This window comes from Burkholderia stagnalis (genome assembly GCF_902830275.1).
GTDB lineage: Bacteria > Pseudomonadota > Gammaproteobacteria > Burkholderiales > Burkholderiaceae > Burkholderia > Burkholderia stagnalis.
In genome coordinates this window covers 78,549-103,247 of record NZ_CADESW010000025.1, presented here as the reverse complement: position 1 = coordinate 103,247, position 24,699 = coordinate 78,549, and the positions used below count along the sequence as shown (strand labels likewise).

26 protein-coding genes and 1 pseudogene are annotated in these 24,699 nt (G+C 67.3%); 17 read left to right on the top strand and 10 right to left on the bottom strand.

Features of this window, described 5'->3' with window-relative positions:
- Nucleotides 1-34 precede the first annotated feature (34 nt).
- From HWY45_RS31360 to HWY45_RS31340, 5 genes are all read left to right on the top strand, one after another.
- Nucleotides 35-742, top strand: coding sequence for an ankyrin repeat domain-containing protein (locus HWY45_RS31360; RefSeq protein ID WP_059567335.1), 708 nt, complete (start codon nt 35-37; stop codon nt 740-742).
- A 76-nt stretch (nt 743-818) separates the two neighbouring features.
- Complete coding sequence (locus HWY45_RS31355) at nt 819-1,175, top strand: Rap1a/Tai family immunity protein (RefSeq protein WP_026044649.1); 357 nt, start codon at nt 819-821, stop codon at nt 1,173-1,175.
- 98 nt (nt 1,176-1,273) lie between these two features.
- The gene (locus tag HWY45_RS31350) at nt 1,274-2,446 is read left to right on the top strand and encodes a mechanosensitive ion channel family protein (protein ID WP_059809459.1); all 1,173 of its coding nucleotides are present in this window, start codon (nt 1,274-1,276) and stop codon (nt 2,444-2,446) included.
- A gap of 13 nt (nt 2,447-2,459) precedes the next feature.
- A complete protein-coding gene (locus HWY45_RS31345) occupies nt 2,460-3,638 on the top strand; it encodes an AAA family ATPase (RefSeq protein WP_059567333.1) in 1,179 nt (392 codons plus the stop codon).
- A 144-nt stretch (nt 3,639-3,782) separates the two neighbouring features.
- Complete coding sequence (locus tag HWY45_RS31340; RefSeq protein ID WP_059567330.1) at nt 3,783-4,847, top strand: glycosyltransferase family 4 protein; 1,065 nt, start codon at nt 3,783-3,785, stop codon at nt 4,845-4,847.
- A 106-nt stretch (nt 4,848-4,953) separates the two neighbouring features.
- On the opposite strand, the gene HWY45_RS31335 is transcribed toward HWY45_RS31340, so the two are convergent.
- The 3 genes from HWY45_RS31335 to HWY45_RS31325 form a co-directional block, all read right to left on the bottom strand.
- Entirely contained in the window at nt 4,954-5,541 is a 588-nt protein-coding gene (locus tag HWY45_RS31335) for a BPSL1445 family SYLF domain-containing lipoprotein (protein ID WP_059567328.1), read from the bottom strand.
- Nucleotides 5,542-5,744: 203 nt separating this feature from the next.
- The gene (locus HWY45_RS31330; RefSeq protein ID WP_059567327.1) at nt 5,745-6,185 is read right to left on the bottom strand and encodes a hypothetical protein; all 441 of its coding nucleotides are present in this window, start codon (nt 6,183-6,185) and stop codon (nt 5,745-5,747) included.
- Nucleotides 6,186-6,399: 214 nt separating this feature from the next.
- Nucleotides 6,400-6,690 carry a PsiF family protein gene (locus HWY45_RS31325; protein ID WP_059567326.1) on the bottom strand — a complete coding sequence of 97 codons (291 nt, stop codon included), beginning with the start codon at nt 6,688-6,690 and terminating at the stop codon, nt 6,400-6,402.
- A gap of 247 nt (nt 6,691-6,937) precedes the next feature.
- Here HWY45_RS31325 and HWY45_RS31320 point away from each other — a divergent pair, with 247 nt between their 5' ends.
- Nucleotides 6,938-7,957 (top strand): asparaginase, encoded by a 1,020-nt coding sequence (locus HWY45_RS31320; protein ID WP_059882749.1) that lies wholly within the window; start codon nt 6,938-6,940, stop codon nt 7,955-7,957.
- A gap of 79 nt (nt 7,958-8,036) precedes the next feature.
- On the opposite strand, the gene lysM is transcribed toward HWY45_RS31320, so the two are convergent.
- The 4 genes from lysM to gcl form a co-directional block, all read right to left on the bottom strand.
- Nucleotides 8,037-8,507, bottom strand: a complete 471-nt coding sequence (lysM, locus tag HWY45_RS31315) for a peptidoglycan-binding protein LysM (RefSeq protein ID WP_059567321.1) — start codon at nt 8,505-8,507, stop codon at nt 8,037-8,039.
- A gap of 430 nt (nt 8,508-8,937) precedes the next feature.
- A complete protein-coding gene (locus tag HWY45_RS31310; protein ID WP_059882747.1) occupies nt 8,938-9,828 on the bottom strand; it encodes a 2-hydroxy-3-oxopropionate reductase in 891 nt (296 codons plus the stop codon).
- 42 nt (nt 9,829-9,870) lie between these two features.
- On the bottom strand, nt 9,871-10,680 hold the full coding sequence (gene hyi / locus HWY45_RS31305; protein ID WP_059882745.1) for a hydroxypyruvate isomerase: 810 nt from the start codon (nt 10,678-10,680) through the stop codon (nt 9,871-9,873).
- Between the two features lie 43 nt (nt 10,681-10,723).
- A complete protein-coding gene (gene gcl / locus HWY45_RS31300; protein ID WP_059882743.1) occupies nt 10,724-12,499 on the bottom strand; it encodes a glyoxylate carboligase in 1,776 nt (591 codons plus the stop codon).
- Nucleotides 12,500-12,703: 204 nt separating this feature from the next.
- Between gcl and HWY45_RS31295 the strand changes: the two genes are divergently transcribed.
- From HWY45_RS31295 to HWY45_RS31250, 10 genes are all read left to right on the top strand, one after another.
- The gene (locus tag HWY45_RS31295; protein ID WP_059567313.1) at nt 12,704-13,615 is read left to right on the top strand and encodes a LysR family transcriptional regulator; all 912 of its coding nucleotides are present in this window, start codon (nt 12,704-12,706) and stop codon (nt 13,613-13,615) included.
- 337 nt (nt 13,616-13,952) lie between these two features.
- The gene (locus tag HWY45_RS31290) at nt 13,953-14,636 is read left to right on the top strand and encodes an RNA polymerase sigma factor (protein ID WP_059882741.1); all 684 of its coding nucleotides are present in this window, start codon (nt 13,953-13,955) and stop codon (nt 14,634-14,636) included.
- The gene (locus tag HWY45_RS31285) at nt 14,626-15,477 is read left to right on the top strand and encodes an anti-sigma factor family protein (RefSeq protein WP_059882739.1); all 852 of its coding nucleotides are present in this window, start codon (nt 14,626-14,628) and stop codon (nt 15,475-15,477) included. Before HWY45_RS31290 ends, HWY45_RS31285 begins: the two co-directional genes overlap by 11 nt.
- A 204-nt stretch (nt 15,478-15,681) precedes the next feature.
- Nucleotides 15,682-16,056 carry a 30S ribosomal protein S6 gene (gene rpsF / locus HWY45_RS31280; protein WP_006402295.1) on the top strand — a complete coding sequence of 125 codons (375 nt, stop codon included), beginning with the start codon at nt 15,682-15,684 and terminating at the stop codon, nt 16,054-16,056.
- Between the two features lie 40 nt (nt 16,057-16,096).
- Nucleotides 16,097-16,396 carry a primosomal replication protein N gene (priB, locus tag HWY45_RS31275; protein WP_011657069.1) on the top strand — a complete coding sequence of 100 codons (300 nt, stop codon included), beginning with the start codon at nt 16,097-16,099 and terminating at the stop codon, nt 16,394-16,396.
- Nucleotides 16,397-16,398: 2 nt separating this feature from the next.
- A complete protein-coding gene (gene rpsR / locus HWY45_RS31270) occupies nt 16,399-16,674 on the top strand; it encodes a 30S ribosomal protein S18 (protein ID WP_004193360.1) in 276 nt (91 codons plus the stop codon).
- Nucleotides 16,675-16,701: 27 nt separating this feature from the next.
- Nucleotides 16,702-17,154 carry a 50S ribosomal protein L9 gene (rplI, locus tag HWY45_RS31265; RefSeq protein ID WP_026044710.1) on the top strand — a complete coding sequence of 151 codons (453 nt, stop codon included), beginning with the start codon at nt 16,702-16,704 and terminating at the stop codon, nt 17,152-17,154.
- Nucleotides 17,155-17,292: 138 nt separating this feature from the next.
- On the top strand, nt 17,293-18,675 hold the full coding sequence (locus tag HWY45_RS31260) for a replicative DNA helicase (RefSeq protein ID WP_059567306.1): 1,383 nt from the start codon (nt 17,293-17,295) through the stop codon (nt 18,673-18,675).
- 138 nt (nt 18,676-18,813) lie between these two features.
- Nucleotides 18,814-19,440: a DUF47 domain-containing protein gene (locus HWY45_RS31255; protein ID WP_026044709.1), complete on the top strand. Its 627-nt coding sequence runs from the start codon at nt 18,814-18,816 to the stop codon at nt 19,438-19,440.
- Between the two features lie 10 nt (nt 19,441-19,450).
- A complete protein-coding gene (locus HWY45_RS31250) occupies nt 19,451-20,461 on the top strand; it encodes an inorganic phosphate transporter (protein ID WP_059567304.1) in 1,011 nt (336 codons plus the stop codon).
- A gap of 258 nt (nt 20,462-20,719) precedes the next feature.
- Here the strand turns inward: HWY45_RS31250 and HWY45_RS31245 are convergent, their stop codons facing one another.
- Both HWY45_RS31245 and HWY45_RS31240 read right to left on the bottom strand, forming a co-directional pair.
- Entirely contained in the window at nt 20,720-21,817 is a 1,098-nt protein-coding gene (locus tag HWY45_RS31245) for a C40 family peptidase (protein WP_059882737.1), read from the bottom strand.
- A gap of 251 nt (nt 21,818-22,068) precedes the next feature.
- On the bottom strand, nt 22,069-23,883 hold the full coding sequence (locus HWY45_RS31240; RefSeq protein WP_059809828.1) for a PhoH family protein: 1,815 nt from the start codon (nt 23,881-23,883) through the stop codon (nt 22,069-22,071).
- Between HWY45_RS31240 and HWY45_RS37375 the strand changes: the two are divergent.
- Nucleotides 23,779-24,026 (top strand): annotated as a pseudogene (locus tag HWY45_RS37375) (hypothetical protein); the annotation flags it as partial. The gene HWY45_RS31240 and the pseudogene HWY45_RS37375 sit on opposite strands and share 105 nt — an antisense overlap.
- 193 nt (nt 24,027-24,219) lie before the next feature.
- Here HWY45_RS37375 and HWY45_RS31235 read toward each other — a convergent pair.
- Complete coding sequence (locus HWY45_RS31235) at nt 24,220-24,681, bottom strand: peroxiredoxin (protein WP_059567299.1); 462 nt, start codon at nt 24,679-24,681, stop codon at nt 24,220-24,222.
- Nucleotides 24,682-24,699: the final 18 nt, after the last annotated feature.

The window sequence follows — 24,699 nt, the reverse complement described above, 5'->3', positions numbered from 1 at the left end:
CGCAGCCGACAACCCAGGGAAGGAGCCCACAACAATGACCCAGCCGACCAACCATCTGCCGAAACGCGCGCTCGTCGCGGCCGCACTCGTCGCCGGCGGGCTGTTCGCGGCCATCGGCGCGCACGCGGAATCGCTCGACGCGCTCGTCAAGGCGGTCAAGTTCGACGACATCGCCGACATCGGCAAGCAGCTGAAGAATGGCCTCGATCCGAACACGGTCGCGCCGAACGGCGATCCGCTGCTCGTGATCGCCGCGCGCGAGAAATCCGACAAGGTCGCGGCGGCGCTGGCCGCGGCGCCGAAGATCGACCTCGAGAAGGAAGACAAGGCGGGCGAGAACGCGCTGATGCTCGCGTCGCTGAACGGCGACGTCGGCCTCGTGAAGCTGCTGATCGACAAGGGCGCGGAAGTCAGCAAGAAGGGCTGGGCGCCGCTGCACTATGCGGCCACCAACGGCCAGGACGCGGTCGTCAAGGTGCTGCTCGATCACGACGCGTACATCGACACCGCGTCGCCGAACGGCACCACGCCGCTGATGATGGCGGCGCGCGGCAACCACGGGTCGACGGTCAACCTGCTGCTCGACCAGGGCGCCGATCCGCAGGTGAAGAACCAGCTCGGCATCACCGCGCTGGAGTTCGCGAAGCACTACAAGGCGCCGGATGCGATCGACATCCTGAGCAAGCGCACGGAGCGCGTCGGCGCATCGGCGCCGGGCGACGCCCAAAAGAGTGCAAAATGACGGTTTTGCGGCGCGGCGGAGCCCGCGCCGGTCATGCAGCGGGCGGCCTGCGGGCCGCATTGACATAAGGAACACCATGTTGCGGGCTATGTTTTGTGCCGCGGCGTTTGCCGTGCCGTTGTCGGCGGCGGCGTTCACGGGCGCGGATCTCGACCGGCTGTGCGCGAAGACGGACGTCAAGTCGCGGGCGTCGTGCGCGGCCTATATCGAGGGCGCCGCCGACGGCGTCTACAACACCATCGACGCGATCGGCGGCACGACCGGGCCGCGCGTCGGCCAGTATTTCTGCCTGCCGCCCGACATCAAGGCGCAGCAGATGACCGACGCGGTGCGCAAGTACATCGCGGAAAATCCGAAGCTGGCCGACTACAACGCGAGCACCGCGGTGTCGCTCGGCCTCGGCAAGGCGTTCCCCTGCAGGGGCGGCAGCTGACCTGAAGCCGTGCCCGGGCCGGTGCCGCGCCCGGGCGTCGCCGATGCATCCAGGACGACGCGCATGAGCGCGTCATAACCGAAGAAGCTCAGGCGCCGATGATTTCACTCGAGGAACTGCAGCGCATCGCCGATGCGCCGTTGCATTCGTGGCTCGGCACGCTGATCGTGTCGGCCGTCGTCGTGCTGGTCGGCACGGCCGCGCACCGCGTCGGCGCGCGCATCGTCAAGCGCATCGCGAGCCCATATCCGATGATGAGCGTGGTGCTGCGCTACATCGACCGGCCGTCGCTCGTCACGCTCGCGCTGCTCGCGCTCGAATTCGTGTGGTTGCAGGCCGACGAAGGCATGTCGTTCGTGCGCGGGATGCGCACCGCGGCGGCCGTCGGCACGATCGTCGCGCTGACCTGGCTGCTGGTGCGGCTCGTGGCGGCGGTCGGCGAGGCGATCATCGACGCGCATCCGATCGATACCGCCGACAACCTGCAGGCGCGCCGCATCCACACGCAGGCGCGCGTGCTGTCCCGCACCGTGATGGTGCTGATCGTGATCATCGGCACCGGCGCCGCGCTGATGACCTTCCCGAACGTACGCCAGGTCGGCGCGAGCCTGCTCGCGTCGGCCGGGGTCGCGGGCCTCGTCGCCGGCATCGCCGCGCGCCCGGTGCTCGGCAACCTGATCGCGGGCCTGCAGATCGCGCTGACGCAGCCGATCCGGCTCGACGACGTGGTCGTGATCCAGGGCGAGTGGGGGCGCATCGAGGAGATCACCGGCACCTACGTGTCGGTGCGCCTGTGGGACCAGCGGCGCCTCGTCGTGCCGCTGCAGTGGTTCATCGAGAACCCGTTCGCGAACTGGACGCGCAACAGCTCGGAGATCATCGGCACGGTGTTCCTGTCCGTCGATTACCGCACGCCGCTCGCGCCGCTGCGCGACGAGCTCGCGCGCCTCGTGCACGCCGCGCCCGAGTGGGACGGCCGCGTGCAGGTGCTGCAGGTGACCGACGCGACCGAGCGCACGATGCAGTTGCGGGCGCTCGTGAGCGCGGCCGATTCGTCGCAGTGCTTCGACCTGCGCTGCCGCGTGCGCGAAGGGCTGATCGCGTACCTCCACGCGCATTATCCGCAGTGCCTGCCGCGCAGCCGCACCGAGCTGTATCCGCACGCATCGGCGCCCGACGCACCGAACCCCGAACGTCCGCACGAGCGGGCGCCTGCCGCCAGCACGGCGGCGAACACCGCGGCCGACCCGCAGGCCGTCGACGGACGCTGACCCGAACCGATCCATGCCGGCACTCCATACGCTCGCCATCGCCAACTACCGCTCGCTGCGCGAGCTGATCGTGCCGCTCGCGGCGCTGAACGTCGTGACGGGGCCGAACGGCAGCGGCAAGTCGAGCGTGTACCGCGCGCTGCGGTTGCTGGCCGACACCGCGCAGGGCCGCGTGATTCCGTCGCTGGCCCGCGAGGGCGGGCTGCCGTCGACGCTGTGGGCCGGCCCCGAGCGCTTCTCGCGGGCGATGCTGGCGGGCGAGGTGCCCGTCACGGGCACGGTGCGCTCGGGGCCGGTGAGCCTGAAGCTCGGCTTCGCGAGCGACGATTTCGGCTATGCGATCGATCTCGGGCTGCCGGTTCCGAACAGCGGGTCGGCCTTCGGGCTCGATCCGGTCGTCAAGCGCGAATGCATCTGGAGCGGGCCGGCGCTGCGGCCGTCGACGCTGCTGGTCGACCGGCAGGGCGCGCAGATCCGCGCGCGCGGCGCGTCCGGCGACTGGCTGACCGTTCCGCAGCCGGTTGCGAGCTTCGACAGCATGATGACCGAATTCGCCGATCCGACCGGCGCGCCGGAGATGATCGCGGTGCGCGAGCGGATCCGCTCGTGGCGCTTCTACGACCATTTCCGCACCGACGCGCAGGCACCGGCCCGGCAGTCGCACATCGGCACCCACACGCCGGTGCTCGCGGACGACGGCGCCGATCTGGCCGCCGCGCTGCAGACGATCCGCGAGATCGGCGACCCGTCGGCGCTCGATGCGGCGATCGACGACGCGTTTCCCGGCGCATCGGTCGAGATCGACAACCCGGGCGGCCGCGGCCGCTTCGAGGTGCTGATGCGCCAGCCGGGGCTGCTGCGGCCGCTGGCGGCCGCCGAGCTGTCGGACGGCACGCTGCGCTACCTGCTGCTGTCGGCGGCGCTGCTGACGCCGCGGCCGCCCGCGCTGATGGTGCTGAACGAACCGGAAACGAGCCTGCACCCGGACCTGCTGCCGGCGCTCGGCCGCCTGATCGCGCAGGCCGCGCGGCATTCGCAGGTGATCGTCGTGTCGCATGCGGCGCGGCTGATCGCGACGCTGGAGCGCGAGGCCGGCTGCGAATCGCTGGTGCTCGACAAGCAGCTCGGCGCGACCGGCCTGGTGGACGCCGACACGCGCGATCTGCCCCCGTGGAAGTGGCCGTCGCGCTGACCCGGGGCAGGCGGCGCGCACGGATGTATCCGGTCTGTAACAACACCCATAAAATGCAAGACGACCGGTGCGGTGCCGCCGGATCGCCAATAATGAGATATTTGATTTGGCCGATGACGCGCCGGCCCACTGGAGACGTGGATCATGAGAATTGCCCAGATCGCCCCGCTGACCGAATCGGTGCCGCCGAAACTGTATGGCGGCACCGAGCGCGTCGTGTCCTACATCACCGAGGCGCTCGTCGACCTCGGTCACGACGTGACGCTGTTCGCGAGCGGCGATTCGCAGACGCGCGCGAAGCTCGAGCCCGTGTGGCCGCGCGCGCTGCGGCTCGATCTGTCGATCCGCGACCGGATCGCGCCCCACATGCTGCTGATGGAAACGGTGGCGCGCCGCGCGAACGACTTCGACGTGCTCCATTTCCACATGGACTACTACTCGTTCTCGGTCTTCAACCGGCAGGAAACGCCCTACGTGACGACGCTGCACGGCCGGCTCGACCTGCCCGAGCAGCAGCCGGTGTTCGATACCTTCGACACCGCGCCGGTGATCTCGATCTCGAACGCGCAGCGCCAGCCGCTGCCGCAGGCGAGATGGCTGACGACCGTCTATCACGGGCTGCCCGAATCGCTGTATACGCCGCAGCCGGTCGAGCCGCGCTATCTCGCGTTCCTCGGCCGCATCTCGCCCGAAAAGCGGGTCGACACCGCGATCCGCATCGCGCAGCAGTGCGGACTGCCGATCAAGGTCGCCGCGAAGATCGACGCGGCGGACCAGGAGTATTTCGAGCGCGAGATCAAGCCGCTGTTCGCGTTGCCGCACGTCGAGTACGTCGGCGAGATCGCGGATCACCAGAAGGCGGAATTCCTGTCCGGCGCGCATGCATTGCTGTTCCCGATCGACTGGCCGGAGCCGTTCGGCCTGGTGATGATCGAGGCGATGGCGTGCGGCACGCCGGTGATCGCGTTCAACCGCGGGTCGGTGGGGGAAGTGCTCGATGAAGGCGTGTCGGGCTTCATCGTCGAGGACGAGATCAGCGCGGTCGCGGCCGTCAACCGGCTGCACCTTCTGCCGCGCGCGCGGGTGCGCCAACGCTTCGAGGAGCGCTTCACGTCGCGGCGGATGGCGCAGCAGTACGTCGACGTCTACCAGTCGGTGATCCGCGCGCAGAAGCGCGCGCGCTTCAAGGTGATCGATTCGACCACCTGAGCGGCCCGGCAGGCCCGCGCACGCGCACGCGCAAAAAAAACGGCGATGCCCGCGAGGGCATCGCCGTTTGCGCATCGTGGCCCGCGCGGCGCGCGGGCGGCAGGCGTCAGATCTTCAGCTTGGTGACCTTCGTGCCGTTGATCGACACGTCGCCCATCAGGCCCGCGTTCGTCAGCACGACGACCTGCACCGGCGCGGTGGCCGTGGTCGTGTCGATCGCGCCGTTGGCGCCGACCTTCACGAGCGCGACCGATGCGCCTGCGCCGGCTGCCCAGCCTTCCGACTTGCGGAATTCGTCGAGCGCATCCTGCGTCATGAACAGGAACACGATCGCCTTCGACTGCGCGCCGGCCTGCAGGCCGACCGACAGCGACGACGTGTTGTAGTAGCCGATCGTCTCGCCGCCGACGCGCAGCGCGCCGTTGCCGGTCTGGCCGCCGACGATGAAGCCGGCCTGGATCACCTCGGGGAACACCAGCACGCCGCGCGATTTCGAGACGAGCTCGCGCGAGCCCTTGACCGTCGAATACAGGCGCGACAGCGTCGCATCGACGCTCGAATCGATCGCCTGGCGCTTCGACGCATTGGTCGCGGCGTTGTCGGGCTTGTCGGGGGTGGTGGTGCATCCGGTGAGCGCGAGGCTACCGACGATGAGCGCGGCGGCTGCTTTCAGCACGAGATTCCGTTTTTGCATCGTTCTTCTCCATCGGTGATGTTGCGTGACTTCCGCTTGGGGGCGGATCACGTCGGAAGTTATATCACAGCGCGATACGCGTGCTTTCCGTTCGGAAGTGAAAAAGCGTCAAATCGTCAACGCGCGTCGCGACGCGCCAACGCAGCGCGAGCCGCATGCAGCGGGGAGGGGAGGCGGGCGAAATGACGCGCCGCACGCGCGCGTCAATGCGCGACCGGCGGCTTGATCGGCGGCCGTCGCAGCGCGCGGCGGATCAGTGCGATGACGACGCCGCAGGCGAACAGGAACGCGGCCGGCACGACCCAATAGCCGACGAAGGCGTGCCACAGGTAGCTCGCGAGCGTGTTGCGGCGCACCACGTAGAAGTCGCGCGCGGCCTGCTGGCGGGGGGCGTTGGCCGCGAGCACGTCGGCGGGGCAGCCGGCCGCGCGCGCTTCGTCAGGCTCGCCGTGGCAGCGCGCGGCGGCGCCGGCTGCGTGCTGCGCGTCGGTAAGCTGCCAGGTGGTCAGCGCGAGCTGCAGGTCCGCCTTGTTGTAGGCCATTTCCTCGCGGATCTCGCGTACGGCGACGATCGCGACGGGCACGGCCCAGAACACGATCACGATCAGCCAGCGGCGGAACCAGCGGTGTTGTCTCCATGCCATCCAAGCCTCCGTTTGACGCGGCGCGCGCGTCGTTGTCGAGGGCGGCCCGATGGCGCTTCTTTTGCTTGGATGGGCCGCGTTGCAGCCATCATAGAAGAAAACGCGGCGAATTGCCGCACCGTATGCCCGGTATCAGTGGCGGGCGGTGCAACTGGCAACAAAAAAGCCGCGCCCGTCGAAACGGTGCGCGGCATCGTTGCGTGCGCGGGCGGAATCAGGCGGCCGGCTGGGCGCTCAGGCAGCTCTTCATGAATGCCTTGCGGTCGTCGCCCTTCTTGCCGGCGGCGTCCTTGTTGCAGGCCTTCATCTTGTCCTGCTGCGACATCGCCTTCGCCGGTTTCGCCGACAGGCAATCCTTCATGAATGCCTTGCGTGCGTCGCCCGTCTTGCCGGCTGCCTGGGTGTTACAGGCCTTCATCTTGTCCTGCTGGCTGTTCTGCGCGAATGCGGGGGAAGCCAGCATGCCGCCGACGAGCAGTGCGGCCACGAGCGATTGGATTTTCATTTGACACTCCCATGGGGTGAATTGCGTTTGATTGACGCCGTCGCGACGCGGGACACATAGCGGGAACGCATCCTGCCGCGCGTTTCGATTCTGGCAAATCAATGTGAAAAACACCGAAACGGCACTTCCTATAACGTGGCGGGAGCGGGCCGCGTTGACGGCAAACCCGGCCGCGCGATCGGGACAAACCATGATGCGCATGCGCCGGGCCGGGCCGCGCGGCGCGCGAGCCATTACAATCGCGCCCATGAATACCTTGAATCCCGCTTCTCCTTCATCGCAGGCACTGCCGCGCATCGCCGTACTCGCCACCGGCGGCACCATTGCCGGCGCCGCGCCCGACGCGGCCAGCACGGCCGGCTACCAGGCCGGCGCGCTGGGCGTCAATTTTCTGCTCGACGCGGTGCCGGCGCTCGCGTCGGTCGCGCGCATCGACGCCGAGCAGGTCGCCAGCATCGACAGCAAGGATCTCGCGCTGCCGCTGTGGAACACGCTTGCCGCGCGCATCGCCGCGCTGATGGCCGACGACGCGATCGACGGCATCGTGATCACGCACGGCACCGACACGCTCGAGGAAACGGCCTACGCGCTGCACCTGACCGTGCGGGGCGACAAGCCGGTCGTGCTGACCGCGGCGATGCGCCCGGCAACCGCGCTGTCGTCCGACGGCCCGCTGAACCTGCTCAACGCGGTGACGGTCGCCGCGCACCCGGCCGCGCGCGGGCAGGGCGTGCTGGTCGCGTTCAACAACCGGATCCATGGCGCGCGCGATGTCTTGAAGACGAGCACCTATGCGGTCGATGCGTTTCAATCGCCGGAACTCGGCGCGCTCGGCTGGGTGCAGGACGGCCGCGTCGAATTCGCGCGCCGCGTGACGCGCGCGTGCGATTCGCAACTGGCGATGCGTAATGAATGGCCGGCGGTCGAGGTTGTTGCCAGCTATGCGGGTGTCACGCGCACCGCGGTCGATGCGCTCGTGGCGGCCGGCGTGCGCGGGCTCGTCGTCGCGGGCACCGGCAACGGCTCGATCCACGCGACGCTGCAGGCGGCGCTCGCCGATGCGGTGAAGCAGGGCGTGGTCGTCGCGCGCGCGTCGCGCGTCGGCTCGGGGCACGTGATGAAGAATGGCGCGGCCAACGACGATGCGCTCGGCTTCGTGAGCGCGGGTTCGCTGAACCCGTACAAGGCGCGCGTGCTGCTGATGCTCGCGCTGGCAAACGGGATTCACGCGCGCGGCGACGTGCAGCGCCTGTTCGACGCCTGCTGAGCGCGCGCCGCGCCGGGCGACCATGAAAAAAGGCAGGCCGACGGCCTGCCTTCTGCGTTTGACGATCCTGCGCGGGCGCTCAGGCCTGCGGCGGAATCACCAGCTTCTGGCCCGGATAGATGCGGTCGGGGCTCGACAGCATCGGCTTGTTCGCTTCGAAGATCGCGGTGTTCTTCGTGCCGTCGCCGTAGTACTTCTCGGCGATCTTCCACAGGTTGTCGCCGGACACGACGTCGTGGTACTGCACTTCCGGATCGTCCGGCTGAAGATCGTCGTCGTTGACGCCCGCGACGCCCTGGACGTTGCCGGCCGCGACCTTGACCTTCGCCTTCGTGTCGAGATCGGCGACGCTGCCCGACAGCGTCACGGTGCGCGATGCGCCGTCGAACGCGACGGTCAGGTTCGACGTGTCGAGGCCCTGCGTGTCGATGTAATGCTTGATTGCATCGGCCGCGGTCTGGTTTGCGGCATTCGGGTCTTCGGCCGCTTGCGCGTCGGCATGACCCAGCAGTTTTTCACCCGCCTCTTTGATAAACGAAAGAAGACCCATCGTTGCACTCCTTAGGTGGTTGAAAAGAAAACGCGCCGTGAAGGGGCGAAAAAAACACCGCGCTGGGCGTGAACGCGAGCGCGGCGGTTTTTTCGAAAGGCGTGGCGAAAGTGTAGGCGGTCGCGGCGTCAATTGCATGAAATATCGCGCGCGCGAACGTAAAGAAGTGTAAGACGTGAAATCCGACAGACGGACACCCGACGACGACGTCTGACCGACCAAGGCTTCCCCGGCGTCGCCGGGTGCCGCTGCGGACCCCACCTCGCCGCTCTCAGCCCAGAGCGGCGTTTTCGCCCCGCCGCGCATGCGACTGCAATGCGCGGCGGGGCGCCCCACCGTGATGCGCGCAATCCGCGCGCATCGATGCGCAGCCGTGACACGGCATGCGCCTGTAATGTGCGCCGCCCGCGGGAACGGGCGGCATTCGGCGTTATTCAGCCTTCTGCGCGATCTCGAAGTTCGACATGATTTCGAGCGCGCGGACGAGCGCCGAGTGATCCCATGCCTTGCCGCCGTGCGATGCGCACACGCTGAACAGCTGCTGCGCGCTCGCGGTGTGCGGCAGCGCGAGGCCGAGCTTGCGCGCGCCGTCGAGCGCGAGGTTCAGGTCCTTTTGATGCAGCTCGATGCGGAAGCCCGGATCGAACGTGCGCTTCGTCATCCGCGCGCCGTGCACTTCGAGGATGCGCGAGGCGGCGAAACCACCCATCAGCGCCTGGCGCACGCGCTCCGGATCCGCGCCCGAGCGGGCGGCGAACAGCAGCGCCTCGCCGACGGCTTCGATGTTCAGCGCGACGATGATCTGGTTCGCGACCTTGCAGGTCTGGCCCGCGCCGTTGTCGCCGACGAGCGTGATGTTCCTGCCCATCTTCTCGAACAGCGGCTTCGCGCGCTCGAACGCCTGCTCCGGGCCGCCGACCATGATCGTCAGCGTCGCCTCGCGCGCGCCGACTTCGCCGCCGGACACCGGCGCGTCGAGGTAGTCGCAGCCGAGCGCGTTGATCTGCTTCGCGAATTCCTGCGTATCGAGCGGCGAGATCGAGCTCATGTCGATCACGAGCTTGCCGGCCGTGAGGCCCTTCGCGACGCCGTCGTCGGCGAACAGCACGTTACGCACGTCGGGCGTGTCGGGAACCATCGAGATGATGATGTCCGCGTTCCGTGCGACCTCGGTCGAATTCGCGACGACCTTGGCGCCGGCGCGCAGGTCGTCCGGGATCGGGAACGCGCCGTTCACGACGAGCTGGTAATCGCCCTTGAGCAGGTTGCGCGCCATGTGCGCGCCCATGATGCCGAGGCCGATGAAACCGATGGTTGCCATGTGTAAGTCTCCTATAGGGGCGATGACGGAATGGGGCGATGCTCAGGCGGCGCGGCGCGCCGAGCCCGGCGCGCAGCCGGCGACGCTTTGCAGCCAGCCGAGGCCTTCCGTCGTGGTGGTGCGAGGCTTGTATTCGCAGCCGATGTGGCCCGCGTAGCCGAGCCGGTCGAGCAGCGCGAACAGGAACGCGTAGTGGATCTCGCCCGTGCCCGGCTCGTTGCGGCCCGGGTTGTCCGCGAGCTGGACGTGGCCGATCGACGCGAGATTGCGTTCGATCGTCGCGGCCAGTTCGCCTTCCATGCGCTGCATGTGATAGATGTCGTACTGCAGGAACAGGTTGTCCGAACCGACCGCGCGGATCACGTCGAGCCCGTCGGACGAGCGGTTCAGCGCGAAGCCCGGGATGTCGAAGCTGTTGCACGGCTCGACGAGCAGGCGGATGCCTTCGCGCTTGAGCGCGGCGGCGGCGAAGCGCAGGTTGTCGACGATCGTCACGAAGGTCGTGTCGCGCGGCGTGCTCGCCGACGGAATCCCCACCAGGCAGTTCAATTGCGGCACCTTCAGCGCCTTCGCGTACTCGATCGCGCGGCCGACGCCTTCCTGGAATTCGCCGACGCGATCGGGCAGGCACGCGATGCCGCGCTCGCCCTGGTCCCAGTTGCCGGCCGGCAGGTTGTGCAGCACCAGGCGCAGGCGGTGCGTCTCGAGCCGCTCGGCGAGTTCCTCCTTCGCGAACGGATACGGGAACAGGAACTCGACGGCGTCGAAGCCCGCGTCCGCGGCCGCCTTGAAGCGGTCGAGGAACGGCACTTCGTTGAACAGCATGGTCAGGTTTGCAGCAAACTTCGGCATGAGCGAGGCCTCTTCGGTCGGTCAGTCAAATGGACGGGGCGGGTCAGTCGAGCAGCGAGATCGCGGTCGGCGCGTGTTCGGCCTTCTCGGCGAGATCCTCGAACTCGTTGATCGCGTCGATCTCGGCGCCCATCGAAATGTTGGTCACGCGCTCGAGGATCACTTCGACGACCACCGGCACGCTGAACTCTTCCGCGAGCGCTTGCGCCTGCTTCAGCGCCGGCTCGATCTCTTCCGGCTTGAACACGCGCAGCGCCTTGCAGCCGAGGCCTTCGGCCACCGCCACGTGGTCGACGCCATAGCCGTTCAGTTCCGGCGCATTGACGTTGTCGAACGCGAGCTGCACGCAGTAGTCCATGTCGAACGCGCGCTGCGCCTGGCGGATCAGCCCGAGGTACGAGTTGTTCACGACGACGTGCACGTACGGCAGCTTGAACTGCGCGCCCGCGGCGAGCTCCTCGATCATGAACTGGAAGTCGTAGTCGCCGGACAGCGCGACGATCGGGCGGCTCGGGTCGGCGGCACGCACGCCCAGCGCGGCGGGAATCGTCCAGCCGAGCGGGCCGGCCTGGCCGCAGTTGATCCAGTTGCGCGCCTTGAACACGTGCAGGAACTGCGCGGCCGCGATCTGCGACAGGCCGATCGTGCTCACGTAGCACGTGTCGCGGCCGAACACCTTGTTCATTTCCTCGTACACGCGCTGCGGCTTGACCGGCACGTTGTCGAAGTGCGTCTTGCGCTGCATCGCGCCCTTGCGCTGCTGGCACTCGGCCACCCATGCGCTGCGATCCTTCAGCTTGCCGGCGGCCTTCCATTCCTGCGCGACGGCGACGAACAGTTCGAGCGCGGCCTTCGCGTCCGACACGATGCCGAGATCCGGGCCGAACACGCGGCCGATCTGGGTCGGTTCGATGTCGACGTGCACGAACTTGCGGCCCTTCGTGTACACGTCGATGCTGCCGGTGTGGCGGTTCGCCCAGCGGTTGCCGATGCCGAGCACGAAGTCGGACGCGAGCATCGTCGCGTTGCCGTAGCGGTGCGACGTCTGCAGGCCGACCATGCCGGCCATCAGCGGATGGTCGTCGGCAATCGCGCCCCACGACATCAGCGTCGGGATTACCGGCACGCCGACGGTTTCCGCGAACGCGACGAGCAGATCCTCGGCCGCCGCGTTGAGCACGCCGCCGCCCGACACGATCAGCGGCTTGTCCGCGTCGTCGAGCATCGCGAGCGCCTTCTCGATCTGCGCGCGGGTGGCCGCGGGCTTGTAGACCGGCAGCGGTTCGTAGGTGTCGATGTCGAACTCGATCTCGGCGAGCTGCACGTCGATCGGCAGGTCGACCAGCACCGGGCCCGGACGGCCCGAGCGCATCAGGTGGAACGCCTGCTGGAACACGCGCGGCACGAGCGCCGGCTCGCGCACGGTGACGGCCCACTTGGTGACGGGCTTGGCGATCGACTCGATGTCGACGGCCTGGAAGTCTTCCTTGTAGAGGCGGGCGCGCGGCGCCTGGCCGGTGATCGCGAGGATCGGGATCGAGTCGGCCGATGCCGAGTAGAGGCCGGTGATCATGTCGGTGCCGGCGGGCCCCGACGTGCCGATGCACACGCCGATGTTGCCCGGCGCGGCGCGCGTGAAGCCTTCGGCCATGTGCGATGCGCCCTCGACGTGGCGCGCCAGCACGTGGCTGATGCCGCCCGATTTGCGCATCGCCGAGTAGAACGGGTTGATCGCGGCGCCCGGCACGCCGAACGCGGTCTGGATGCCTTCCTTCTCGAGCACGAGCACGGCGGCGTCAACGGCTCTCATCTTGGCCATGAATGTCTCCTTGAATGTTGCGGATCGGTCTGTTGGGGACACTTTAGGGATGCACCAAAGGTTTGATAAGATCAGCCGCAGTCGCTTTTTTCGAAACTAAAAGTATGGAATGGCGGTGTTCCGGGCTTCGCCCGGCCGTCATGAGCTTTGCATGGGGCCGGAGTAAGCGCTGAAGCGCCAACGCCGGTCGACAGGAGACGCGAGATGGACCGCTTCAAGCAAATCGAGACGTTCGTGCGGGTCGCGGATGCCGGCAGCCTCGCGGCGGCCGCGCTGGAGGAGGGCGTGTCGCCGGTGGTGCTCGGGCGGCGCATCGACGCGCTGGAGAAGCGCCTCGGCGTGAAGCTGATGTACCGCTCGACGCGGCGCCTGGTCGTCAGCGAGGAGGGGGCGGCGTTCCTCGAGCGCTGCCGCGGGCTGCTCGCCGAATGGGATCAGGCCGAGAACGAGCTGGCCGCCGGGCGGCGCTCGGTGAGCGGCCACCTGATCGTGTCGGCGCCGGCCGCGTTCGGCCGCAAGCACGTCGCGCCGCACGCGCCGGGCTTTCTCGCCGACAAGCCGGACATGCAGCTGTCGTTCAACCTGACCGACCGCGTTGTCGACCTCGTGCGCGAGGGCTACGACCTGTCGATCCGCATCGGCGGCGCGGTCGATCCGAATTTCGTCGCGGTGAAGCTCGCGTCGAACCGGCGCGTCGTGTGCGGCACGCCGGACTACTTCCGCCGGCACGGCCGTCCGAAGACGCTCGACGATCTGCTGAAGCACAACTGCCTCGCATTCAATCTGCAGGGCGGCCAGAACCGCGGCTGGTATTTCCAGCGCCACGGCAAGATCGCGACGATGCGCGTGACCGGCAATCTCGACTGCAACGACGGCGAGCTGCTGCACCGCTGGGCGTCGGAAGGGCTGGGGCTGGGCTGGCGCTCGACCTGGGAGATCGCCGCGCAGCTCGAGACGGGCGAGCTCGAGACCGTGCTCGACGAATATGCGCTGCCCGACTACGACATCCTCGCGGTCTATCCGCAGCAGCGCTACGTGCCGGCGCGCGTGCGCTATTTCATCGACTACCTGCGCGACGCGTACGCGCGCCCCGGCTACTGGAGCAGCACGCCATAGGCGCGGCTGTCGAGGCGTTGCCGTGACCGGCCGAGGCCGATCGAATGCGCGCCGCAGGCCGGCGGGCGCGGCAGGCCGGGCGCGCTGCCGGGTGTTTCGGGAACGGGAGAGGGTACGGCACGGCGGCTCCTTTCGATGACGGTGACGGGCATGCCGGTGATACCGGCGGCGCGCGGCCGCCATTCCCGGATTATTTTTCGTCTTTGCGCGCATCCGGCGGGAATAAACTCGATCCACGGGCAGTCAGGATTCACGAACGCGCGCGTATCGCCGGCCCGTCCGGGCCTTGCGCGCCGGGCGGAGGCGGCCGCGGCCGCAGGAATCTACAGGAGGCGACGTGGGGCAATCCGGCCGGACGGTCGACGAACGGGCGGCGCCGGACGCGGCGGCGCGCGGCGAGCGCTTTCGCGCGCTGGTGCTGCCGCACCTGGATGCCGCGTACAACCTCGCGCGCTGGCTGTGCGGCAACGCGAGCGACGCGGAGGACGTCGTCCAGGAGGCGTGCGTGCGCGCGCTGCGCTTCGTCGATGCGTGCCGCGGCGACAATGCGCGGCCGTGGCTGCTGACGATCGTGCGTCACACCTGGTACACCGAGTGGCGCCGGCGCACTCACGCGCACGAGGTCGCGGCGCCCGACGCGCTCGACAGCCCGGATTCGCCCGACGACTGGCATCCGGCGGCGGAGGACCCGCTCGCGCAGCTGCTGCGCGGCGAGGACGTCCGGCTCGTGAACGCGGCGCTCGCGAAACTGCCGGCCGAATATCGGGAAGTGCTCGTGCTGCGTGAAATGGAGGATTTGAGCTATCGCGAGATCGCGGCGATCGCGGACGTGCCGGTCGGCACCGTGATGTCGCGGCTCGCGCGCGGCCGCCGCCGGCTCGCGGCGCTGCTTGGCGGCGAGCGTGGCGAACGCGTCGGCGGGCAGCGGGACGAGGCCCGCGCGGCAGCGCCGCCGGCCGGCAGTGCGCCGGGCGGCGCGCCGGCGGCCGGAACGGCATCGGAGGCTATCGATGGACTGTAACGAAGCGCGTGAACTGCTCGGCGCGGACGTCGACCGCGAACTGCCGGCGCCCGATGCGCTGCGGATCCAGCGGCATGTCGACGCGTGCGATGCTTGCCGGCGCGAGCGCGACCGGATCGTCGCGCTGAGCCAGGCGGTCCGGCAGGCCGACTACCATCGCGCGCCGGACGCGCTGCGCGCACGCATCTTCGCCGGGCTGCCGGCGGCGCAGGACGCGCCCCGTGCGATGCCGCGCGGGCCGCGGTGGTTCGAGCGGCTCGGCCTGCGGGGCGCGGTGCGCGGCCCGCAGCAGGCCGGCCGGCCGGGGCCGCGCGCCGTCGCGCTGCCGGGCCTCGGCTGGGGCGTCGCATTGGCGATCGCGCTTGCCGCGGGCGCTGGGCTGACGCTGTCCGCGCACCGCGCGGCAACGGAGCGCACGGTCGACGAACTCGTCGCGAGCCATGTGCGCGCCGGCCTGTCGGCGCGCGACATCGACGTGATCTCGACCGACCGCCACACGGTCAAGCCGTGGTTCAACGGCAGGCTCGACTATGCGCCGCCGGTGGAGGATTTGGCTGTGAGCGGCTTCCCGCTCGCGGGCGGGCGGCTCGACTACGTCGGGCAGCGGCGCGTGGCGGTGCTGGTCTACCGCTACCGGCAGCACGTGATCGACGTCTATGTGCGGCCGTCCGCGGAAGGCGGGCAGGCGGCGCCGTACGCGACCGTGTCGCAGGGCTATGCGGTCGATCGCTGGGACGCGGCCGGCATGACGTGGTGGGCGGTGACCGACGCCGAGCCGTCGGCCCTCGTGGCGTTCAGGACGGCGCTGAACGCGCGTCTCGTCGCGCCGCGCACCGAATGACGGCGGGGCATGGAATCCGACCCCGCCGAATGTCGCGCGGCCGTCGACGCAGCGCGGCCACAAGTCGTTGAAAACACGGCCGAATCGCGCGGCGAATCATCGATGAACCTTGCGCGCGACCCATATCCGGGTTAGAATCTTCGGCTTCTCACTTGCCACACCGGTTCAGACGCCCGGGTGGCTTCAATCCACAAGGAGTGTGTAATGCGTCATTACGAAATCGTATTCATCGTGCACCCCGATCAGAGCGAGCAAGTGCCCGCGATGATCGAGCGTTACAAGACCACGATCACGTCGCACGGCGGTCAGATCCACCGTGTCGAGGACTGGGGCCGTCGCCAACTGGCCTACATGATCGAGAAACTCGCGAAGGCTCACTACGTCTGCATGAACATCGAGTGCGACCAGACGACGCTCGACGAACTCGAACACGCGTTCAAGTTCAACGACGCCGTGCTGCGCCACCTCATCGTCAAGATGAAGAAGGCCGAAACCGGCCCGTCGCCGATGATGAAGGAAGTTCAGCGCGAAGAAGCCAAGAAGGCGGCTGCTGCTCAGCCGACCGAAGCGCAGGCTTAAGTTCGTAGTCATTTAAGCCACCAAGGAGCGCGCCACTCACGTGAACAGGTTGCAATTGACGGCGAGCGTCGTCGAACGCGCACCGGTGCGGTACACCCCCGCCGGCGTTCCGATCGCAAGCGCCACGTTGCATCACCGCACGGAAGTCGTCGAAGCAGGCATTCCCCGCCAGGTCGAAATGACGATCGAGGCGGTGGCGGCCGGTGAGGCGAGCGGCAGGCTGGAAAGCCGTGAAATGGGCGTCGAGACGCTGTTCACGGGCTTCCTGGCGAAGAAAAGCCGTAACGCGAGAACCTTGGTGTTTCACATCACAGCATTGCAGGACATTGGAAAGGACTGAACATGGCCCGCCCCACTGGTAAGAAATTCGACAAGCGTCGTCAGCAACAAAACCCGCTGTTCAAGCGCAAGAAGTTCTGCCGCTTCACGGCAGCAGGCGTCGAGCAGATCGACTACAAGGACACGGAAACGCTGAAGGACTTCATCGGCGAAAACGGCAAGATCACGCCGGCTCGCCTGACGGGTACGAAGGCGCACTATCAGCGTCAGCTGGACACGGCAATCAAGCGTGCGCGCTTCCTCGCGCTGCTGCCGTACACCGATCAGCACAAGGCGTAATCAGGCGACGCAATAAGGAGAATTCGAATGCAAATCATTCTGTTGGAAAAAGTCGCCAATCTGGGCAACCTGGGCGATATCGTCAAGGTCAAGGACGGTTACGCTCGCAACTTCCTGATCCCGAACCGCAAGGCACGCCGCGCGACGAAGGAAGCGATCGCCGAATTCGAAGTGCGCCGCGCAGAGCTCGAGAAGGTCGCCGCTGAAAAGCTGGCAGCTTCGCAGGCAGTCGGCGAGAAGCTGAACGGCCAGTCGTTCGAAATCACGCAGAAGTCGGGCGTGGACGGCCGTCTGTTCGGCTCGGTCACGAACGGCGACATCGCTGAACTGCTGAAGAAGGCAGGCTACGACGTCGAGAAGGCGCAAGTTCGCCTGCCGGAAGGCCCGCTGAAGATGATCGGCGAGCACGGCGTCCAGGTCGCGCTGCACACGGACGTCGTCGTCGACGTCACGATCAACGTGATCGGCGACCACGCGTAAGCGACACGAAGCATTGCCGGGCGGCTCCCGCCGCCCGGATGAAGGGCAGGCGCCCGGGTAACCGGAGCCTGCCTTTTTTGTTGCCCGGACGCCGGACCGGCTGGCGCCTCCGCGCTCAATTCGCGATAATCCCAACCCATGAACGCGCCGCAAGATCATCAAATCGAATCGCTGAAAGTCCCGCCGCACTCGGTCGAAGCCGAGCAGTCGGTGCTGGGCGGCTTGTTGCTCGACAACGCGGCGTGGGACCGGATTGCCGATTTTCTGTCGCAGGGCGATTTCTATCGCTACGACCACCGGATCATCTACGAACATATCGGCCGCCTGATCGCGTCGACGCGCCCGGCCGACGTGGTGACCGTATACGAAGCGCTGACCACGTCGGGCAAGGCCGACGACGTCGGCGGGCTCGCGTATCTGAACGCGCTCGCGCAGAACACGCCGAGCGCGGCGAACATCCGCCGCTACGCGGAGATCGTGCGCGACCGCGCGGTGCTGCGCCGGCTCGTGTCGGTGGCCGACGAGATTTCCGCCGATGCGTTCAACCCGCAGGGCAAGGAAGTCCGCCAGCTGCTCGACGAGGCGGAATCGAAGGTGTTCTCGATCGCCGAAGAGGGCGCGCGCGGCAACCAGGGCTTCCTCGAGATCGGCCCGCTGCTCACGCAGGTCGTCGAGCGCATCGATACGCTGTATCACACCGCGAACCCGAGCGACGTGACGGGCACGCCGACGGGCTTCGTCGATCTCGACCGGATGACGTCGGGCATGCACGGCGGCGAGCTGATCATCGTCGCGGGCCGTCCGTCGATGGGCAAGACCGCGTTCTCGATGAACATCGGCGAATACGTCGCGGTGGAGTACGGGCTGCCGGTCGCGGTGTTCTCGATGGAAATGCCGGGCACCCAGCTCGTGATGCGTATGCTCGGTTCGGTCGGCCGGCTCGACCAGCACCGGATGCGAACCGGGCGCCTGACCGACGAGGATTGGCCCAAGCTGACCCACGCGGTGCAGAAGATGAGCGAGGCGCAGCTGTTCATCGACGAGACGGGCGGCCTGAACCCGATGGAACTGCGCTCGCGCGCGCGCCGGCTCGCCCGCCAGTGCGGCAAGCTCGGCCTCATCATCGTCGACTACCTGCAGCTGATGTCGGGTTCGTCGGCGGGCGAGAACCGCGCGACCGAAATCTCGGAAATCTCCCGTTCGCTGAAGAGCCTGGCGAAGGAACTCGACGTGCCGGTGATTGCGCTGTCGCAGCTGAACCGCGGCCTCGAACAGCGTCCGAACAAGCGCCCGGTGATGTCGGACCTGCGCGAATCGGGCGCAATCGAACAGGATGCGGACGTGATCCTGTTCATCTACCGCGATGAAGTCTACAATCCGGACAGCCCCGACAAGGGCACGGCCGAAATCATCATCGGCAAGCAGCGTAACGGCCCGATCGGCCCCGTTCGACTCACGTTCCTGGGGCAATACACGAAGTTCGACAACTTTGCGGGGGCGCAAACCTTCTACGGCGAGTAACGCCGGATGTAAACCCCTAAATCACCAAGCGTTGTATCCAATCCCGACGCGCGCATATGCGCGCGTCGCGTCGCGACCGAAAACGGTACAATGTCGCCCGTTTTCGTGACAGTAGTCTGACAATCTCTCAGGAATCCCATGTTCGGTCGATTCATGCCCACCGAGGGCAAGTTCTTCGAAATCTTCAATGCGCACGCGAAGTACATCGTTTCCGGTGGCCGCGAGCTCGAACTGCTGATCGACAATCTCGCCGACGCCGAGATTCACAAGCAAAACGTGCAGTCGGCCGAGAAAGCGGCCGACAAGCTGACGCACGAAGCGATCGATCTGCTGCACAAGACCTTCATCACGCCGCTCGATCGTGACGAGATCCACAAGCTGATCACGACGATGGACGACATCCTCGACCTGATGGAGGACGTCGCGACCGCGGTGTCGCTGTACGACGTGCAGGCCGTGACGTCGGAGGCGAGCCAGCTCGCGCACATCGTCACGCAGTCGGCGCAGCACGTGCAGCAGGCCGTCGCGCTGCTGTCCGACATGAAGCAGTCGGCGCAGATCCTCAAGGCGTGCGAGGAGATCGACCGCTGGGAGTCGGAAGCGGATCGCGTGCTGCGTGCGGCGATGTCGAAGCTGTTCCGCGAAGAAAACGACGTGAAGAACCTCATCAAGCTGAAGGCGATCTACGAGCTGCTCGAAGAGATCACCGACAAGTGCGAGGACGTCGCGAACATCATCGAAGGCATCGTGCTGGAAAACGCCTGAGCGGAACACGATGCATTCGATACAACTCGCCCTCTGGATGGTCGCGGCACTGGTGCTCGTCGCGCTCGTATTCGACTTCATGAACGGCTTCCACGACGCAGCGAACTCGATCGCCACCGTCGTGTCCACCGGGGTGCTGAAGCCGCAGCAGGCGGTGGCGTTCGCCGCCGCGTTCAACGTCATCGCGTATTTCATCTTCCACCTGAAGGTGGCGCAGACCGTCGGCAAAGGCACGATCGATCCCGCGATCGTCGACCACTACGTGATATTCGGCGCGCTCGTCGGCGCGATCGGCTGGAACGTGATCACCTGGTACTACGGGATTCCGTCGAGCTCGTCGCATGCGCTGATCGGCGGCCTCGTCGGCTCGGCGCTCGCGAAGTCGGGCTGGGGTTCGCTGAACATCGACGGGCTGATGAAGACGATTGCGTTCATCTTCATCTCGCCGCTGCTCGGGTTCATCCTCGGCTCGCTGTTCATGCTCGGCGTGTCCTGGCTGTATTTCCGCACCGCGCCAAGCAAGGTCGACCGGCGTTTCCGCCGGCTGCAGCTGCTGTCGGCCGGGCTGTACAGCCTCGGCCACGGCGGCAATGACGCGCAGAAGACGATCGGCATCATCTGGATGCTGCTGATCGCGAGCGGCTATGCATCGGCCACGGCCGATGCGCCGCCGGCATGGGTGATCGGCGCGTGCTACCTGTCGATGGGCCTCGGCACGCTGTTCGGCGGCTGGCGGATCGTGCGCACGATGGGCCAGAAGATCACCAAGCTGAAGCCGGTCGGCGGCTTCTGCGCGGAGACGGGCGGCGCGATGACGCTGTTCATCGCGTCGTGGCTCGGCATTCCGGTGTCGACCACGCACACGATCACCGGCGCGATCGTCGGCGTCGGCGCGACGCAGAAGCTGTCGGCCGTGCGCTGGGGCGTCGCCGGCAACATCGTGTGGGCGTGGGTGCTGACGCTGCCCGCGGCCGCGCTGTTCGCGGCGGGTGGCTGGTGGGTTGGCCACCAGATATTCTGATCGCGACCGATCGACGCTTCGACGCTGAAAGCGCCGCATGCCGACAGGCTGCGGCGCTTTTTGTTTGGGCGGGCTCGAGTGTGGTGTGGGGCGCGCGGGCGGGGCGGATGAGCTGCCTTGCGCCAGGGTGTATGGAGCGGGACAGGGGGCGAAGGTGGCGAGGCCGCCATTCACGATCGAGCCAAGGCGACCGTATTCCGTTCGGCATGCGGATGGCGGCAAGCACGGCGCCATTGCGCCGCGCCCGCGCCGCGCGAATCAGTAGCTTCCGTTCGCGAACCGTGCAATCGGATCGTCGGTCGTGCCGGTGCGCGCACTGACCGGCGCGGATTGCGTCGACGCGCGCATTACTTGCACGGCGTCAGGCTGGGCGGCGACGCGCGCCTGACGGGGCGCTGCGGCAGGCGGCGGCTCCGCGTCGAATGCGGCGGCTTCGGCGGCCGTCAGCGCCGTCGTCGGAATCAGCGTGCCGGTTTCAGGTGCGCCAGCGGGCGGCGCTGCGTTTGCCGTTTCCGCGGCGACGCCGCCCACGGATACCGCCTGCTGTTGGGCCGCTGCCATGCGCGGCGGCGGCGGTTCGTACGGATCGGCGGAAATGGCTGGGGCTGCTGCGGCGGTCGCCATGGCCGGCGCGGTTGTCGCGACGGGCGCAATCGGCGCTTGCGCCGGCGATGGCGGCACGCTCGGCTGCACGGCCGCATAAGCGGGCTGACGCGGCGCTGCCGCCGTCACGACAGGCGCCGGCGCGGCCGGCTGCGCGCGCGGCACGTCGCGCCGCGCTTCATAAGTCGGCGCATCGAACGGCGTCGGCGCCGGCGCTCCCTTCGGCGGCGCGACGCGGCGGATCCCGTCGAAGCGCTTCGCCCAGTAGGGGTTCGTCAGGTAGTCGAGCCGCACGGTGCCGCCGGTCGACGGCGCATTGACGAAGCGCAGCTTGCCGACGTAGATGCCGACATGCGAATGCGGCCGGCCGGTCGTGTTGAAGAAGATCAGGTCGCCCGGCGCGACCTGCTCGGGGTCGATCGACATGCCGCGGCCGCTCATGTCGGCGGTCGTGCGCGGCAGGTTCACGTCGGCTGCGCGGCCGATCACGTAACGCACGAGCCCGCTGCAGTCGAAGCCGCTGTCCGGCGTGTTGCCGCCCCAGCGGTACGGCACCCCGACGAGGCTCATCGCCTGGATCGAGATTTCTTCCTGGCCGACGCTGTGGTCGATGAATTTCGGGAAATTGGCGGGCGGCGGGAAAGCGCGGGGCGTGGCGATCGTCATGCCGGACGGGCGAGACGACTGCGGCGGCACGCTGGAGCAGGCCGAAAGCAGCGAGACGACGGCGACGGGAAGCCAGATTCGAAGCATCACGAGCGGGGCGGGCGAACGCGATGCGCTCGCCTATCGTATGACAACAGACAGACCCGATGGTAGTCGTTCCGACGGGGCTTAGGCAACCGTTCCTGAGAATTTACTTGAAGTTTCGCGTGTAAATATGGGCCGTTATGTCGCGCGAATCGCCATTGATTTCGACCCCAAATAAAAACGGCGCTCCGTTGCGGGAGCGCCGTTCGGCATCGGCGGCCGGCCCGGGCGGGCCGGCATGCCGGGTTACGAAATCACAGGATGTCCGACGCGTAGTCGGCGAGCCGCGAACGTTCGCCGCGCGCGAGGGTCACGTGGCCGCTATGGCCCCAGCCCTTGAAGCGGTCGACGACGTAGGTGAGGCCCGAGCTGCCTTCCGTCAGGTACGGCGTATCGATCTGCGCGATGTTGCCGAGGCAGACGATCTTCGTGCCGGGGCCCGCGCGCGTGACGAGCGTCTTCATCTGCTTCGGCGTGAGGTTTTGCGCCTCGTCGATGATCAGGTACTTGTCGACGAAGGTGCGGCCGCGCATGAAGTTCATGCTCTTGACCTTCAGGCGCGAGCGGATCAGCTCCTGCGTCGCCGCGCGGCCCCATTCGCCGGCTGCGTCGTCGGTCTTCTGCAGCACTTCGAGGTTGTCGTCGAATGCGCCCATCCACGGCTGCATCTTCTCTTCCTCGGTGCCGGGCAGGAAACCGATGTCCTCGCCGACCGGGACGGTTGCGCGCGTGACGATGATCTCGTTGTAGCGCTTGTCGTCGAGCACCTGCGCGAGGCCCGCCGCGAGCGCGACGAGCGTCTTGCCGGTGCCGGCCTGGCCGAGCAGCGTGACGAAGTCGATCTCCGGGTTCATCAGCAGGTTCAGCGCGAAGTTCTGCTCGCGGTTGCGCGCGGTGATGCCCCACACGTTGTTCTTGTGGTGGCTGTAGTCGCGCAGCGTCTGCAGCAGCGCCGTCTTGCCGTTCAGTTCGCGGACGATCGCATGGAACGTCGGCTCGCCGTTCTGCGGCTCGAGATAGACGAACTCGTTGACGAGCATCGACCCGACGAGCGGGCCCGTCACGCGGTAATACGTGGTGCCCGTCTTCGTGTCCTGCCAGCTCTCCATGCCCTTCGCGTGCTTGGTCCAGAAATCCTGCGGCAGCTCGCGCACGCCGGTGTAGAGGAGATCCTTGTCCTCGAGCACCTGGTCGTTGAAGTAGTCTTCGGCGGGCAGGCCGAGCGCATGCGCCTTGATCCGCATGTTGATGTCTTTCGACACCAGCACGACCTGGCGGTCCGGCCGGTCGCGCTGCAGCGCGCGCACGACGCCGAGGATCTGGTTGTCGGCCTTGCCTTCCGGCAGGCCTTCGACGGGCGGAATGTTGGTGAGCGTCGTCTGGAAATACAGGCGGCCGAGCGCTTCGCGGCTGCCGAGGCGCGACAGCGGAATGCCGTTCGTGATCGGGCCCGCGTCGGCGACGAGCGCGTCGAGCGTGCGGCTCACCTGGCGCGCGTTGCGCGCGACTTCGGACATCCCCTTCTTGTGGTTGTCGAGTTCCTCGAGCGTCATCATCGGCAGATAGACGTCGTGTTCCTCGAAGCGGAAGAGGCTGCTCGGGTCGTGCATCAGCACGTTCGTGTCGAGCACGAACAGCTTCTGCATCTCGGCTTCGGCGGCTTTGCGGCCGCGCGATTTCACCGCGGCGCCGGCTTCGCGCGCGGGCGCGGCGGCCGGTTTCGCGGCGGCGGGTTTCTCCCCGCGTGCGACCGGCGCGACCGGCGCGGCCGGTTCGGCGCGGGCCGGCACCGGCTGCAGCAACGCGGCCGTCTGCTTGCTCTTGCGCGAGCGCGCGGGCGCGCTCGCGGCTTCCTGCGCGGACGCGCTCGCGCCGACCGCACGCAGCGGCGCAGCGGTGTTCGCGGCTTCGGTCATCGGTTGGGCCACGCTGGCCGGGCCATATTCACCGGCTGTGGAAACGTCCCCTTCGGCGGATTTCTTCGCGGCTTTCGCGGGTCGCGCTTTCGCCTTGTATTCGTCGGGCGGCAGCAGGCTGCCGAGCTTGCTGGGGGGGGTAGGCAAAGGCATGGTGTCCCTCGGGAGGAATCGTGTCGCATGGCATGCGCCGCTGATCGCATCCTGCTTCGTGACGGCGACGCATGCAGTTTGCGCGCGGTGGCGCACATGAAATTCGTTTCGCCGGTTCGCCTAAGTGTCGATCAGCTCCTTGACGGGGTGAAGGGCCGGACCGAGTGCCGGCGCGCAGTCCATAAAAAAAGCCGCTGCCCCGTCGACCGGAGCAAGCGGCTCGGCTGATACCGTCGTGTTGCGCGTCAGGTGCCGGAAAGCATGGCTACGAGCGCCGGCGCAGCTACGAGAAATATGGGACGAACTGGCATTCATTGCGGCCCAATATAACGCGCCTCAAAGCGCTTGTACAGCCTTTAGCACGTCCTCCACATGGCCCGGCACCTTGATCCCGCGCCATGCCTGACGCAGCACGCCGTCGGCGTCGATCAGGAACGTCGAGCGCTCGATTCCGCGCACTTCCTTGCCATACATTTTCTTCATCTTGATGACATCGAACAGCGCGCACAGCGCTTCGTCGCCATCGGAAATCAATGCGAAAGGCAGCTCGAGCTTTGCCTTGAAGTTGTCGTGCGAGCGCAGGCTGTCGCGCGACACGCCGACGATTTCGGCGCCGGCCTTCTTGAACTTCGGATACAGATCGCGGAACTGCAGCCCCTCGGTCGTGCAGCCGGGCGTGTTGTCCTTCGGATAGAAATACAGCACGAGCTTCTTGCCCCGCAGGTCGGACAGCGACAGGTCGCCGCCGGTGGCTGGTGCGGTGAAATCGGGAACTTGACGGTCAACTTCGACGGACACGTGTTTCTCCTGTTGTTA